Source organism: Fangia hongkongensis FSC776 = DSM 21703 (assembly GCF_000379445.1).
GTDB classification, from domain to species: domain Bacteria; phylum Pseudomonadota; class Gammaproteobacteria; order Francisellales; family Francisellaceae; genus Fangia; species Fangia hongkongensis.
The window spans coordinates 133465-146690 of the sequence record NZ_KB902240.1; the positions used below are offsets into that span (position 1 = coordinate 133465).

The window sequence follows — 13226 nt, forward strand, 5'->3', positions numbered from 1 at the left end:
AAATGACTAATCAATTAGATGCCAAATATTACTATACAAACTCTAATTTACAAAAAAAAATAGCTATCGATTTATTTCAATATCATCAATTTTCCAAGGATGAAAAAATCTTAGATATTGGTAGTGGTGACGGATATATAACAAATCTCATGTCACAATATGGGCATATTACTGGCATAGACTCATCTCATAGCATGATTAGTTTTGCCAATGAGCATAATTCAAATAAAATGACTACATTCGTAGAATCAACAATACTAAAATATGATACAAAAGAAAAGTACTCCCTTATAACTGCCTTTAACTCAATATACTGGTGTGGAGATATTAATAACGTCTTTAAAAAAATACATAACCTTCTGAAGAGGAATGGTAGATTCTTAATAGTAACATACCCAAAAGAATCGCCCTACTGGTCACCAATAATAGACTTACTAAAGAAAAAATCATGGGTAAGTTGGCTTGATAAATCAATTTATAAGTATTGGATAACTTCAGAGCAATATGCCAAAGTAATAAATGATAATAACTTGTCGATTATAAAAACTGATTCCTCAATAGAAGAAATTCCTTACTACAATTCAGATGAGTATATAAGCTATTTAAAGGGCTGGCTTCCTTTAATGTTCAATAACAATCATTTTCCAATTGATGATTTCATAGCTGAGTTAGTATTTTCAATTTGGGGTAAGGAGACGGAAAAACAAATTAACTTATCGTATAAGAAGCTTGTACTTTACGGTAAGTTGAACTGATTACAGTACAATCAAATGACTAGGTATTTTTTACGTATTCCTATTTTTTAGCCAGACTCTAAAATATACACATTGCTAAAATGTAAAAATTAATAAACCAATGAAGATAATAGAATTAGTATTTAAGGAGCAGTCTATAATTATTGAAACTAATGGCGTAATCAATAAAATCGGTTTTAACGCTGCAAACAAACATCAAGAGCTTATGGCAAATGAGCAAATAGGAGCAATATTATCCATACTAAATTTAGCTTAGCTGTTATGGTACCACTCTAATTAGTCGCCCCTGAAAAAGCAGCTTTTCACATTGTGTTTGTGTGATATCTTCTAAGCTTTGGTCATCATAGCCTTGCAACAATGCCCAACTCTTCGCATAGCTTGATACGATTTCTACAAAACCTTTTGCTTCATTGGGATCTATAGCATTATTTTGTACGCTTTGCCTGATAAGCTGCATTGTTTGTTCTAACTCATGCAGTTTTTGTTGTTTAAGCTTGTCTTTGTTTAGTGCGTAGCCTTTGATAAGATATTCTTTTAGAACCTGTGTGCCCATTTTCTGAATTTTATAGCCTTAGATGAGCTAGTTCTATAGCCTACTGATAGCACTATATCTAAGCTATAGAAGGTTACAGGTTTGTCTGAGTTTGCAATATGCATTTTTTGCATATTGCTTTTTGCATCAACCTCTTCATCCTTGATAATATTATTAATATGACGAGAAATAACCGACTGATCTTTTTCAAAAAGTGCCACAATTTGTTTTTGACTCAACCAGACCGTTTCATTTTCAAATCCAACTTTTAACTCTATCTTTCCATCTTCATAAATAACAATTTCACTCATCCATCCAATCTCCAGCTACCAAAGAAGTTCTAGGTTAAATGACTTTACTCAACCGTTACCGACTTCGCCAAGTTTCTTGGTTGATCCACATCAGTGCCCTTTTGAACTGCCACATGATAGGAAAATAGCTGAAGTGGAATGGTGAAAACAATCGGTGCAATCAGCTCTGGAACTGCTTCAATCACAAAACTATGTTTTGCTGCAATGTTTAAATTTTCAGAAACGGCATGATCCACAAATACATAAAGCTCACCCCCTCTTGCTTGCACTTCTTGAAGATTGCTCTCAAGCTTCTCCAAAAGCATATCATTTGGCGCCACAGCAATAATAGGCATATCTCTATCCACCAAAGCCAAAGGTCCATGCTTTAACTCACCTGCAGGATAAGCCTCAGCATGAATATAAGAGATCTCTTTTAATTTTAATGCGCCCTCTAATGCAACAGGATACTGAACACCGCGCCCAAGGAAAAGTGCATGATGCTTCTCAACAAAATCCATTGATAAGCGCTCAATTTCTTTATCCAAAGATAGTACTTTTTTAACAAGCTTCGGCGCTTCTTGCAGTGTTTTTAACAGCTCAGATTCCTTCTCCTTGGTTAATTGATTTTGACTTTTTGCCAATGATAATGTCAACAGAATAAATGCCGTTAACTGTGTGGTAAATGCCTTTGTTGAAGCCACTCCCATCTCTATACCCGCTTCGGTGATAAAGCTTAAATCTGCTTCTCTGACAAGGGAGCTATTGGCAACATTACAAATAGCAAGTGTGCTTAAATAACGCTTCTTTTTTGCTTGTCTAAGCGCCGCCAGAGTATCCGCTGTCTCACCTGATTGAGAGACAGTAACAAATAGCGATTTTTTAGGAATAACCGCTTCACGGTAGCGAATTTCACTGGCAATTTCAACATCAACTGAGATCCCGGCATATTTTTCAATCCAGAATTTCGCAACCATACCAGCATGATAGCTTGTGCCACAAGCCACAATTCTAACATGTTCTACTTCTGAGAACAGTGCCTTTGCATTGGCACCAAAGCGCTCGACAAGAACACTTCTGTGATCACCATCCTCAAAGATTCCCGAGGAAAAGGTATTTTCAATTACCTCTGGTTGCTCAAAAATCTCCTTTTGCATGTAATGCTTAAAGCGCCCTTTTGAAGCGGCATCTTTCACTGAGTCCAGCTCTTCAATAACAAGCGTTGTCTCTTGCCCTGATTGATCATAAGCAACGACATTGTCCAATCCAACTAAAGCAATATCACCCTCATCTAAATAAGAAAAGCGATTGGTGACTGGCAAAAGCGATAGGGTATCAGAGGAAATAAAATTCTCACCAATGCCATAACCGATGACAATGGGAGAACCTGATCTGACAGCTACCATTTGATCTGGATAATCCTTATGAATAACACATAGGCCATAAGCCCCTTTAAGTTTAGAGAGCACCTTTTTCACATTATCCACAAAACCAGCTTTATGATCCCAGCTATCAGCCAATAAATGCACGATCACTTCGGTATCTGTCTGTGAGCTAAATGAAATGCCTTTTTTTATCAGTTTCTCTTTTAATTCAGCAAAATTTTCAATAATACCATTATGTACAATGGCTATGTCACCTACTGTGCTCATATGTGGATGTGCGTTCTTAACAGATGGCTCACCGTGGGTTGCCCAGCGCGTATGCGCAACCCCCGTACTGCCAGAAATTGGCGCTTTTTTTAATGCCTCAACCAATGTGTTGACTTTACCAACTGTGCGAGAGCGCTCGATTTTCCCATCATGAATTAATGCCACGCCAGCTGAATCATACCCACGATACTCTAAGCGCTTTAAGCCTTCTAATAAAATACCAAGCACATCTCGCTTTGCAACAGCACCAACAATGCCACACATATATTTAATTCCTTAATGATTTATTTATAACCAATTCAATATTGTTTTCTATTTGCTTATACTTTCTCTTTCTTCTTTGGTCTTTGCCAACTAGAGAGTGTCATTTGCTTATTGGCACGATTTACTGTTAGTTTATGCTCAGGCACATTTTTAGTAATCGTTGAGCCAGCACCAATGTTTGCACCATTTCCAATGCTAACCGGTGCAATCAACTGGCAATCTGACCCTACAAACACATCATTTCCAATAATGGTTTGATGTTTATTCACGCCATCATAATTGCAAGTAATCACCCCCGCACCAATATTACAGCCCTCACCAATAACACTATCGCCAAGATAGGTTAAATGATTCGCCTTAGAGCCCTTGCCAATGATTGTTTTTTTCACTTCAACGAAATTACCAACGTGCGCCTTTTCCTCTAATGTTGACTCAGGCCTCACACGTGCAAATGGCCCCACAACCGCATAGCTTTTAACCACTGCGCCATCAATAATAGTATTAGGCTTAATTTTGACATTATCTTCAATAGTACAATCTTTCAAAATACAATTGGCGCCAATGACACAGTTACTGCCTATGGTTACTTTCCCTTTAACAAGAACATTGATATCAATCCAAGTATCTTCGCCTACTTCAATTTCACCTCTGACATCAAAGCGTGCAGGGTCTGCCAGTGACACACCTTTGTCCATCACTTCAAGCGCGATACTGCGCTGCCAAACACGCTCGAGCTTTGCTAATTGCTCACGTGTATTCACACCCAAAATTTCAAAGTTATTGACTGGGTGCGCCGCTTTAATCGTTACTTTTTCCTTCTCTGCCATCTCTACAATATCCGTTAAGTAATATTCCTTTTGCACATTTTTATTTTGCAGCTTTGGCAACCATTCATGTAAATGGCGGCCAGAAACACAATAAATACCGGTGTTAATTTCGTGAATTTGCTTTTGAATATCGCTAGCATCTTTGTCTTCAACAATGGCTTCAATTTCACCAAAGCGATTACGAATAATTCGACCAAGCCCTGCAGGGTTATCAACATTTGCTGTCAAAATACCTAAATCTTCCTCTTTGGTCACATCAATCAAATGTGATAGTGTATCCTCTGAAATAAGTGGCACATCACCATATAAAATCAGTACTTGATCTTTCTTTTTTACTTTTGGCAGCGCCTGTAAAACAGCATGCCCCGTTCCTAAACGCTCAGTTTGTTCAACCCAAGTAATCTTTTTGTCATCAAGCTCCTGTTGTACTTGATCGCCCAGATGACCATAAATAATAATAATATTATCAGCATTTAACGCCTCAACACTATCAACCACGTGTCGAATAAGGCTTTTCCCAGCAAGTGTTTGCAGTACTTTCGATTTTTTTGAACACATTCTTGAGCCTTTGCCCGCAGCCAAAATGATAACCGATAACGCCATATATACTCCTATGTTAATATAACTTACTTTGCCTGATTGACATTAGCTTCTCTCATTCAGTTCACATAATAGAATTACAACATAGCTATCTTAGGAAGAAGCTAAATATATGCTTATACTATAGTTGTGGTAACCTTACACTTAAATGCTAAATTCAGACTAAAATTTAAAAAGCAGCTTAACACAAATGTTAAAAAGATTCAGTGGGATTCATTCACAATATTAATGGATTTTGATTTAGATATTGTTTCAGATACGCATCAAGTGATGCTTTTTCAGACTCATTCACTAAAAGCCCTAGTTTAGATCGCCGCCAAAGAAGTGATTCCACCGAATAGCACCATTCATTCTCAATTAAATAATCAACTTCAACTTGATATAAATTGCTTCCAAAGTGTTGTCCTAAATCATGATAGCCATTTGCCTTTTTAAGCACCTCAAAACACAGTGTTCCATAAGATCCTGCCAAACGATACGTGTGATCAGCTTTAAGCCAAGGATAATGGCTTGTTATTTTTGTTAATATATCATCAAAAGAGCTTGCATCTCCACCTAGAGTGGGAATAATCGCTGTCTGACTGTCTTTCAAATCAGAGAAGTAGGGCGCAAGCTTATCTACCACATGTTTTGATAAGGTTCGATATGTAGTCACCTTTCCACCAAAGATAGAAAGCGCAGGCAGCTTACCCTTATCATCTTCAAGCTCAAGGTGGTACTCTCTTGTTACTTTTGATAGGTTTTTTGCATTGTCATCATATAGCGGCCTCACACCTGAGTAATCCCATAAAATATCTTTGGGCGAAATATGCTTTTTAAAATATTCATTAATCAAATCGCAAAGATAACTTCGCTCCTCATTAGATATTTTCACCGCTCTTGGATCACCTTGATAATTTAAATCTGTCGTGCCAATTAAAGTGAACTGATTTTCCTTCTCAGCACTAAAGCCATAAGGTAGCGCAAAGACAATGCGCCCATCTTTATTTTGCAAAATATACGCATGATCCCCTTCATATAATTTCGGAACCACAATATGACTGCCCTTTACTAGCTTCACATTTGATTTAGAATCTGTCTCAATCACATCATGAATGACTTTTGCCACCCAAGGACCTGCTGCATTGACAATTGCCTTGGCCTTGACTGTGAACGTTTGATTATTTTTATCTTCAATCAACGCCTGCCAAATGCCATTTTCTTTCTTCACTTCAAGACACCTATGATAAGGCAATATATCAGCACCATACTCTTTTGCTTGACGTGCATTTAAAACCACAAGCCTTGCATCATCTACTCGGCAATCTGAATACTCAAATCCCACTGTGAAATCATCAATCAGTGACTCGCCTTTTAATGCGCCTTTTAGCGTAATTTTTTTAGATTTCTCCAAAGACATTTTACCCGCAAGAAAATCATACAGAAACATTCCTATTCGAATCATCCATGTAGGGCGTAAATGCTTAGCATGCGGCAAAACAAAACGAAGTGGGTGAATAATATGTGGCGCCTTTTTCAGCAAAATCTCCCGTTCACGGAGCGCTTCTTTCACAAGCTTAAATTCATACTGCTCCAAATAACGAAGTCCACCATGAATCAGCTTACTGCTTGCAGATGAGGTGCTTGAAGCCAAATCTTCTGCCTCAACCAAAAGCACCTTAAGTCCACGCGTTGCAGCATCAAGAGCAACCCCTGTTCCATTAACACCACCACCTATTACCAGTAAATCGACTATTTCGGATTCTATCTTATTTTGAGCCTGTGTATTTTGCACGGTTTGTCTATCACATTTGGTTTATCTTTAAGCATTGCTCACTATTCTAGCGAATCCTTAGTGTTTTGAGTAGTTAAAAGAAGCATTACTGCCAGCAATTTATCTACTGGCCAGATAATAGTGATTACAAGTTATTTTGCTTAATTGCAACGATCGCAGTATAGGCTTTACCATTAACGCTATAGCTGACTCGAATCCCTTTAACCTCTTTATACCAACTATCAACATAACCTGATGTCGTCTCACTACTAACGGCACTCCACGCCCCATTTAAATAATATTCAATTTGAAAATCCTCTATTTTCTGCAATAGCTCATCGCCAGAAGCAGCGTTATCTGTTAAAAGATAGACATCTTCATCTGCCCCATCTTGATATAAATAAAAAACCAATGTTTGGTAATGTGCTAAATAGCTTCCTATTGCAAAATCTCGAGATGGCCCTTGTGTTACAGTAACAGAGGAACCAGTCGAGTTGGAAGCTGATTTCATTAGCTCATAGCCACTATCATCCGCTAATAGTACATAGTCACTAGACCCAATCGACATATTTGTTGGAATATTTACAGAAGTGCTACTGCTCATAATAACGCTTGTTGTGGTTTCACTTGCCAGCACTCCCTGAATAAGTAATATATCTGTTCCTGAAACCTGAGAGCTCAAATTTAGATTGGTTAGCGAGGTTGCTGCATAAACAGGTGGATAATTTAAAGGATTAAAGCTCTCTCCAGGCACTCGAAGGGTTTTAATTTGCCATGGCCACATGCCAAAGCTAGAAGGCGTTGTTGCATCATCAATGGACGATCGAATCGCTTGGGAAAGCTCAAGTGCCTTTGTATTTTCCTCCAAAGCACTGACATTATTATAATACTTTGCCCTTAAAACAAAATACATCCGCTCAACCATTAAAATAACAAATGCGGCAACAGCAAGGCCAACTAAAAGTTGTATTAAGGTTGCGCCTTTTTGTTTTGGATTAAATCGATACATTCTTCTCATCACCTGCTTACTGTACGGAAATAATCCGCTCTTGATTGATTCCCAGCTGCGCCTGATTTCCCGTTAACAGTGTCCCGCCACTATTAACACTATAGGTCACCCCATTGCCTGATGACACATCAACACTGCCAGTCATCCAAGACAGCTCCACTCTATTATCCAACTCTATGCCCATATCTGATTGAACATTTGAGTGATGCGCTGCTGTCATCGAACGCATCATAATTAACATAAAAGAGCCAAAAACAAAGACAATAATAACAAGCGCAACGAGTGATTCAATAAGTCCAAAACCTGCTGATTTTTTACAGTTTACTATCGACTGTAATTGTTGGCCTTTGAACTTTCTCATCTTGTATTTCACCTTAAGTACTACCTTGATTACTTCAAAGCTTAGCAGAAATTCTATCTCTCAAATAAAAGCATAGGAAAATAGCATAAAACACAGCAAATAATTCCATATTTTTGCCTTCAATGGTATATAATACCGAGCAAAGAGTGTGCAAGGAGAAATGGATGTTAAAGCTTTATCGCTTTGGTAAAAAAGAATATGGCCTAATATTGCCACTTGTTATTTTTTTATTACTTAACTTTGCTTTTACATCGCTTACGCCAAGCACACTTTTACATACTGGCTCAATTATTGTTACTTTTGTCATCTTCCTAGTCATGCTTTTATGTGCATTCAACGTTGTTAAACATGCCGATTGGCTAGCTGAAAAATTCGGTGAGCCTTATGGCACTTTAATTTTGACACTTGCAGTGATTAGTATTGAAGTGGCGCTAATTGTCACCATGATGTTAATTGGCAAAGGAGATCCAGTGCTTGCCCGTGATACGATGTTTGCTGTTATCATGATTGCTGTGAATGGCTTTGCCGGGTTAAGCCTTTTAACAGGCGGCATTAAACACAGCACACAGATGTATAATATAGAAGGCGCCAGTGCTTATATTGCTGTGCTGATCCCTTTAGTTACCTTGTGCTTAATTTTACCTAATTTCACTGTGGCAACCACAGAGGGAACACTAAGCACCAGCCAATCTGTGTTGATTATTTTTGTCTGTGTTCTTTTATACGCTACTTTTTTGGTGAAGCAAACGATCACACATAAAGATTACTTTCGCTTTTCAATTGATCGTGAGGAAGAAGAGCACCATAACCCGATAGGCTCAGTTTGCTATCATGTTGTCATGCTTATTATCGGCCTTGGTATTATGATCGCACTGTCAAAAAACCTTGGAAACTTTCTTAATTATAGCATTCAAGAGGCTGGGCTCCCAAGCAAATTAGGGGGCTTTATTATCGCGCTTTTAGTCTTAACACCTGAAGGGGTAAGCGCCATTCAATCCGCTTATAAAAACCAGCTTCAACGCTCAATTAATCTTTGCATGGGATCTGCTGTTGCAACTATCTGTTTAACGGTACCGTCTGTACTGATCATCAGTCTATTTTTAGGTGAGAAACTCATTCTTGGCTTAAACTCAACAGCAACCATACTCATGCTTCTGACTTTCTTTATTAGCCTTATCACTTTCACCTCGAGGCGCACCAGCGTCCTAAATGGCATGGTATTATTAAGTGTATTTATCGTCTATTTTGCCCTTATTTTTGACACCCCTACCTTTTCTTAAGATGCTTTAATCCATTTAGAGACATCTAATGCATAATAACTAAGGATAATCTTAGCGCCTGCTCGCTTGATTGCTGTTAGTGACTCAAGCGCAACTTCTCTCTCATCGATCCAGCCCTTTTCACCGGCTGCTTTAATCATCGCATACTCACCGCTAACTTGATACGCAGCAACAGGCAGGTTTGTATTCTCTCGCACAGTTTGAATGACATCCAAGTAGCTTAGTGCAGGTTTGATCATAATAAAATCCGCGCCTTCCTCTTCATCCATTTTTGCCTCTTTAAGCGCTTCTGAGAAGTTGCGATAATCCATTTGGTAGCTTTTTCGATCCCCTTTTGGTGCTGAGTCACATGCAGATCGAAAAGGGCCATAAAATGCTGAGGCATACTTCACCGCATAAGACATAATCCCCACAGAAGAGAAATCATTTTCATCCAACGCACGGCGCATTGCTTGAATCATCCCATCCATCATCCCACTTGGCGCCACGATATCTGCACCATTTTCAGCATGAGAAACCGCCGTCTTTTGTAAAATATCCAATGTTTGATCATTGTCAATCTCACCCTGATGCACAATACCACAATGCCCATCCTCAGTATAACTGCAAAGGCATACATCCGTGGCAATAATTAAATCTGGCACCAGCGTTTTTATCAAACGAATAGCTTGCTGCACAATCCCATTGTCATCATAATTTTCACTGGCATAGGTGTCTTTTTGTTTCGGCACACCAAAAAGCATTACAGATAACACACCACTTTTTTGTATCTCGCTTACAAGCTCACCCACTCTATCAAGCGACCAATGATACTGTCCCGGCATTGCCTGAATTTCACTTTTTATATTTTCCCCATGCACAACAAAAATCGGGTACATTAAATCAGACGGTGACAGTTTTATCTCTGCAATATGATCACGAATTGCTTGCGTTCTTCTTAGTCTTCTTGGGCGAGATAGTGGGAAAAAGCTCATATTTAACCTTTCTTTTTAGTCTTTTGGCGATAGAGAATAGAAATATTACCGATAATTTGCACAAGCTCACAAGTCACCTTTAAGCAAATTTCATTCGTTGCAGATTTCCTTGCTTCTCTGTCATTACTGGCAATTTTGACCTTAATAAGCTCATGCGCTTCAAGTGCCGCATCAACTTCCTTTAATACATTTTCTGTTAATCCTTTATCACCAATCATAACAACTGGATTAAGTTTATGCGCTTTTGCTTTCAACGCTTGTTTTTTTTGTGAATCTAACATTTCAGTACCTTCTAGGTTTATATTGCATGAATCATAGCTGAAGAAGCATTGATTCCAAAGCTAATTGTTTATTTATGTTAACATGTTTGCCATGTAAATTTTTGAATTGTAGCAGTTTTTGATACACCGCATACAAATGATCACTTGTATGTTTTTGCGCCATCTTATGTAAAAAGACTTCTTGGTCAATATTAGCAATTGACTCAAAGGGCACACCTTGAGACAAATAATACCCATCCACAATAAGGCTTGTAAGCCAATAAATTGCATCCACATAATTAACAGAGAGCTTCTCTGCTGCCTCGATAGCATTTGTTTTTCCAAGCATTGTCATCATCAGCAATTTACGTGTTAACCAAAAATCCTTATCTGTTTTAATCCGATCAATTACTTTGATATCACCTCTTGCAATACGTAGCGCTTTATTTGCATCATCTTGAGTGAGTTTATACTGCTGTTTTAAATATCGCATTTTCTCATCAAGACTCATCACCATATCAATCACCTGAACACGTGAAAGAATGGTTGGAATCACCCAGTTTAATTGATGCGTGATTAATAAAAAATAAGTGTTATCCGATGGTTCTTCTAATGTTTTTAAAAAGGCATTGGCAGCAGAGAGATTAAATGACTCGATGACAGAAATAATCACAAGTTTTGCTGCACCATGCGAGGTTAACTTTAGTTCATCTAAAATCTCATTAATCTGCGCTAATTTTATTTGATTGCCATCTGATTGAATAAAGTGAATATCTGGCGTTTGGGAGAGATCCTCAATCAAGGGTTTTTGCAGTAACAGCGCTGCAAGTTCTTTCAACATTCCATTCAGTTCAAGCTTTGCTGGTGCATGAAATAAAAGCGCATGAGGCAAACACTCATTTTCATAGGCGCTTTTGCATTTTAAAAACACGCTTTGTTGAGAATATCGAGACATCAATGCCTCCTACTATGACAGCCCATTACGTACTAAATATTGCATAGCCGAACGATACAGTGACGCTATTTTTGATTTTTTTACTTTATATTCCACACTAAAGATTTGATAGTCATGCGTTTTATATTTATCCAAAAGATAAGCATCACCTGTGATCAAATGATCCACTAGATTCAATGAAAGCGCACTTTTGCCATACCAATACTCACCTGTTGCTACCGACTCAATATCCAAAGTTGGTCGATAAAAAGCAATATGTTCTTTAAATAAGCGATGGATAACCTCAAGCTCTTCTTGAAATTTCTCACGGCCTTCTTCTGTATTTTTACCCAACATTGTTAAAGTACGCTTGTACTTGCCAGCGGTATGAAGCTCAACATCAACGCCTTTATCGCTTAGAAAACGATTAATATTAGGAAGTTGCGCGACTACACCGATGGAGCCAACAATAGCAAATGGTGAAGCTATAATTTGATCGGCAACAGAGGCCATCATATAACCACCACTTGCAGCAACCTGATCTACTGAAACGACCAAGTGAATACCTGCTTCTTTGATCCTAGCTAATTGTGCAGCGGCAAGGCCATAACCATTCACCACCCCACCTGGACTTTCTAAGCGCAGTAACACCTCATCTTGCTTCTCTGCAACAGCCAAGATACTATCGACCTCTTTTGCTAAGCTTTTGACTTCAGAGGCTTTGATATCGCCAGAGAAATGAATAACAAAAAGACGTTTTAATGTGTCTTTTTCTTTTTGTGTTTTTTTCTGTTCATTATGTTGAAGCTTTATGAGCTTTTTAAATGATTTTTTACTCAATATTTCTTTGGCGATACTGAGCTGTTCTTTTTGATAACGCTCAGCAAGTGATTTAATAATCAGCTGCCCTGATTTTGCGCCTTTACCCTTGCTTGCAGCTGAAAGAATCAAGATAACTGCCAAAGTAATACCAAAGACAACGGTAAAAACTTCTAAAACAAAAAATAAATAATTTATTCCGTGATCTGCCCACATATTGCTATATCCTTAGTGTCTTCGATAAACCTTTTTAGCCTGCTTTGGCATTGTTCTTTGGAAAGATTCACGTGCAAATATTCTCTCGGCATAATTATTAATCTCACCAAGTGATTTATCTAAGGTAATCCCAATTGATGGCAGGATATGTAAAAGTGCTGCCAATGAGCAATCTGCAAGCGTCATCGTATCTGACATAAAAAACTCATTTTCAGAAAAAATAGGTTCAATCGCTTTAAAGCTATCAATCAATGCGCTTTTTGCCTCATCGACCTTTTTCTTATCTTTACTCGTCATAATAAAGTGCAAAATAGAGTACCACTCACGCTCAATTCGCACCATTGCTAAACGTGTTCTTGCGCGCTCAACTGGATAATTTGGTAACAAAGAAGGTGCAGGATAGCGTTCATCAATATAAAGCATCACAACCTCCGGATCATAAATCACATGATCACGCTCTTTTAAAATAGGCAAAATACCGTCTGGATTGAGTGATAAAATCATCTCATTATCTTTTTTCTCATCAAGCTCAATGACTTGAAATGCCATTCTTTTTTCTTCAAGTGCAATGCGCGCAGCATGTGAATAAGGGCAATTTTTCTTTATATACAGTGTTATATACATTATTTCGATTCAATTGATCATAAAAAACTAACTGACAATACTATACCAATCACAAGGTATTTTCCAGTATTTCTAA

Annotated in this window: 15 protein-coding genes; 3 read left to right on the forward strand and 12 right to left on the reverse strand. The window is 38.0% G+C overall.

What is annotated here, in order from left to right:
* Positions 1-2 precede the first annotated feature (2 nt).
* Both A37Q_RS0102055 and A37Q_RS16200 read left to right on the forward strand, forming a co-directional pair.
* Positions 3-755, forward strand: a complete 753-nt coding sequence (locus A37Q_RS0102055) for a class I SAM-dependent methyltransferase (RefSeq protein ID WP_018298603.1) — start codon at positions 3-5, stop codon at positions 753-755.
* 100 nt (positions 756-855) lie between these two features.
* Positions 856-1011: a hypothetical protein gene (locus A37Q_RS16200; protein WP_018298604.1), complete on the forward strand. Its 156-nt coding sequence runs from the start codon at positions 856-858 to the stop codon at positions 1009-1011.
* Between the two features lie 3 nt (positions 1012-1014).
* Here A37Q_RS16200 and A37Q_RS16460 read toward each other — a convergent pair whose 3' ends face one another.
* The 7 genes from A37Q_RS16460 to A37Q_RS0102095 form a co-directional block, all read right to left on the reverse strand.
* On the reverse strand, positions 1015-1308 hold the full coding sequence (locus A37Q_RS16460) for a hypothetical protein (RefSeq protein WP_018298605.1): 294 nt from the start codon (positions 1306-1308) through the stop codon (positions 1015-1017).
* On the reverse strand, positions 1290-1598 hold the full coding sequence (gene rhuM / locus A37Q_RS16465; RefSeq protein WP_018298606.1) for a RhuM family protein: 309 nt from the start codon (positions 1596-1598) through the stop codon (positions 1290-1292). Before rhuM ends, A37Q_RS16460 begins: the two co-directional genes overlap by 19 nt.
* A 44-nt stretch (positions 1599-1642) precedes the next feature.
* On the reverse strand, positions 1643-3493 hold the full coding sequence (glmS, locus tag A37Q_RS0102075; protein WP_018298607.1) for a glutamine--fructose-6-phosphate transaminase (isomerizing): 1851 nt from the start codon (positions 3491-3493) through the stop codon (positions 1643-1645).
* A gap of 56 nt (positions 3494-3549) precedes the next feature.
* Positions 3550-4923: a bifunctional UDP-N-acetylglucosamine diphosphorylase/glucosamine-1-phosphate N-acetyltransferase GlmU gene (gene glmU, locus A37Q_RS0102080; protein WP_018298608.1), complete on the reverse strand. Its 1374-nt coding sequence runs from the start codon at positions 4921-4923 to the stop codon at positions 3550-3552.
* A gap of 214 nt (positions 4924-5137) precedes the next feature.
* Positions 5138-6694: a glycerol-3-phosphate dehydrogenase gene (glpD, locus tag A37Q_RS0102085; RefSeq protein WP_018298609.1), complete on the reverse strand. Its 1557-nt coding sequence runs from the start codon at positions 6692-6694 to the stop codon at positions 5138-5140.
* A gap of 124 nt (positions 6695-6818) precedes the next feature.
* Entirely contained in the window at positions 6819-7682 is an 864-nt protein-coding gene (locus A37Q_RS0102090) for a hypothetical protein (RefSeq protein WP_018298610.1), read from the reverse strand.
* Between the two features lie 16 nt (positions 7683-7698).
* Positions 7699-8043 carry a type IV pilus modification PilV family protein gene (locus tag A37Q_RS0102095; protein ID WP_018298611.1) on the reverse strand — a complete coding sequence of 115 codons (345 nt, stop codon included), beginning with the start codon at positions 8041-8043 and terminating at the stop codon, positions 7699-7701.
* Positions 8044-8207: 164 nt separating this feature from the next.
* Here A37Q_RS0102095 and A37Q_RS0102100 point away from each other — a divergent pair, with 164 nt between their 5' ends.
* Positions 8208-9323: a calcium:cation antiporter gene (locus A37Q_RS0102100; RefSeq protein ID WP_018298612.1), complete on the forward strand. Its 1116-nt coding sequence runs from the start codon at positions 8208-8210 to the stop codon at positions 9321-9323.
* Here A37Q_RS0102100 and hemB read toward each other — a convergent pair.
* Genes hemB through A37Q_RS0102125 form a run of 5 tightly spaced genes read right to left on the reverse strand, consistent with a single transcriptional unit; the run spans position 9320 to position 13150 of the window.
* On the reverse strand, positions 9320-10297 hold the full coding sequence (gene hemB, locus A37Q_RS0102105) for a porphobilinogen synthase (RefSeq protein ID WP_018298613.1): 978 nt from the start codon (positions 10295-10297) through the stop codon (positions 9320-9322). The two genes, A37Q_RS0102100 and hemB, sit on opposite strands and share 4 nt — an antisense overlap.
* Before the next feature lie 2 nt (positions 10298-10299).
* Positions 10300-10578 carry a ribosome assembly RNA-binding protein YhbY gene (gene yhbY / locus A37Q_RS0102110; RefSeq protein WP_018298614.1) on the reverse strand — a complete coding sequence of 93 codons (279 nt, stop codon included), beginning with the start codon at positions 10576-10578 and terminating at the stop codon, positions 10300-10302.
* A 31-nt stretch (positions 10579-10609) separates the two neighbouring features.
* Entirely contained in the window at positions 10610-11512 is a 903-nt protein-coding gene (locus tag A37Q_RS0102115) for a DNA polymerase III subunit delta' C-terminal domain-containing protein (RefSeq protein ID WP_018298615.1), read from the reverse strand.
* Positions 11513-11524: 12 nt separating this feature from the next.
* The gene (gene sohB, locus A37Q_RS0102120; protein ID WP_018298616.1) at positions 11525-12526 is read right to left on the reverse strand and encodes a protease SohB; all 1002 of its coding nucleotides are present in this window, start codon (positions 12524-12526) and stop codon (positions 11525-11527) included.
* 12 nt (positions 12527-12538) lie between these two features.
* Positions 12539-13150, reverse strand: a complete 612-nt coding sequence (locus tag A37Q_RS0102125) for a glutathione S-transferase N-terminal domain-containing protein (protein ID WP_018298617.1) — start codon at positions 13148-13150, stop codon at positions 12539-12541.
* Positions 13151-13226: the final 76 nt, after the last annotated feature.

Coding starts and splice junctions, on each gene's coding strand:
- A37Q_RS0102055 (WP_018298603.1), top strand. CDS start 3: ATGACTAATCAATTAGATGCCAAATATTACTATACAAACTCTAATTTA.
- A37Q_RS16460 (WP_018298605.1), bottom strand. CDS start 1,308: ATGGGCACACAGGTTCTAAAAGAATATCTTATCAAAGGCTACGCACTA.
- A37Q_RS0102095 (WP_018298611.1), bottom strand. CDS start 8,043: ATGAGAAAGTTCAAAGGCCAACAATTACAGTCGATAGTAAACTGTAAA.
- A37Q_RS0102090 (WP_018298610.1), bottom strand. CDS start 7,682: ATGTATCGATTTAATCCAAAACAAAAAGGCGCAACCTTAATACAACTT.
- yhbY (WP_018298614.1), bottom strand. CDS start 10,578: ATGTTAGATTCACAAAAAAAACAAGCGTTGAAAGCAAAAGCGCATAAA.
- glmS (WP_018298607.1), bottom strand. CDS start 3,493: ATGTGTGGCATTGTTGGTGCTGTTGCAAAGCGAGATGTGCTTGGTATT.
- sohB (WP_018298616.1), bottom strand. CDS start 12,526: ATGTGGGCAGATCACGGAATAAATTATTTATTTTTTGTTTTAGAAGTT.
- A37Q_RS0102115 (WP_018298615.1), bottom strand. CDS start 11,512: ATGTCTCGATATTCTCAACAAAGCGTGTTTTTAAAATGCAAAAGCGCC.
- A37Q_RS16200 (WP_018298604.1), top strand. CDS start 856: ATGAAGATAATAGAATTAGTATTTAAGGAGCAGTCTATAATTATTGAA.
- rhuM (WP_018298606.1), bottom strand. CDS start 1,598: ATGAGTGAAATTGTTATTTATGAAGATGGAAAGATAGAGTTAAAAGTT.
- hemB (WP_018298613.1), bottom strand. CDS start 10,297: ATGAGCTTTTTCCCACTATCTCGCCCAAGAAGACTAAGAAGAACGCAA.
- A37Q_RS0102100 (WP_018298612.1), top strand. CDS start 8,208: ATGTTAAAGCTTTATCGCTTTGGTAAAAAAGAATATGGCCTAATATTG.
- glmU (WP_018298608.1), bottom strand. CDS start 4,923: ATGGCGTTATCGGTTATCATTTTGGCTGCGGGCAAAGGCTCAAGAATG.
- A37Q_RS0102125 (WP_018298617.1), bottom strand. CDS start 13,150: ATGTATATAACACTGTATATAAAGAAAAATTGCCCTTATTCACATGCT.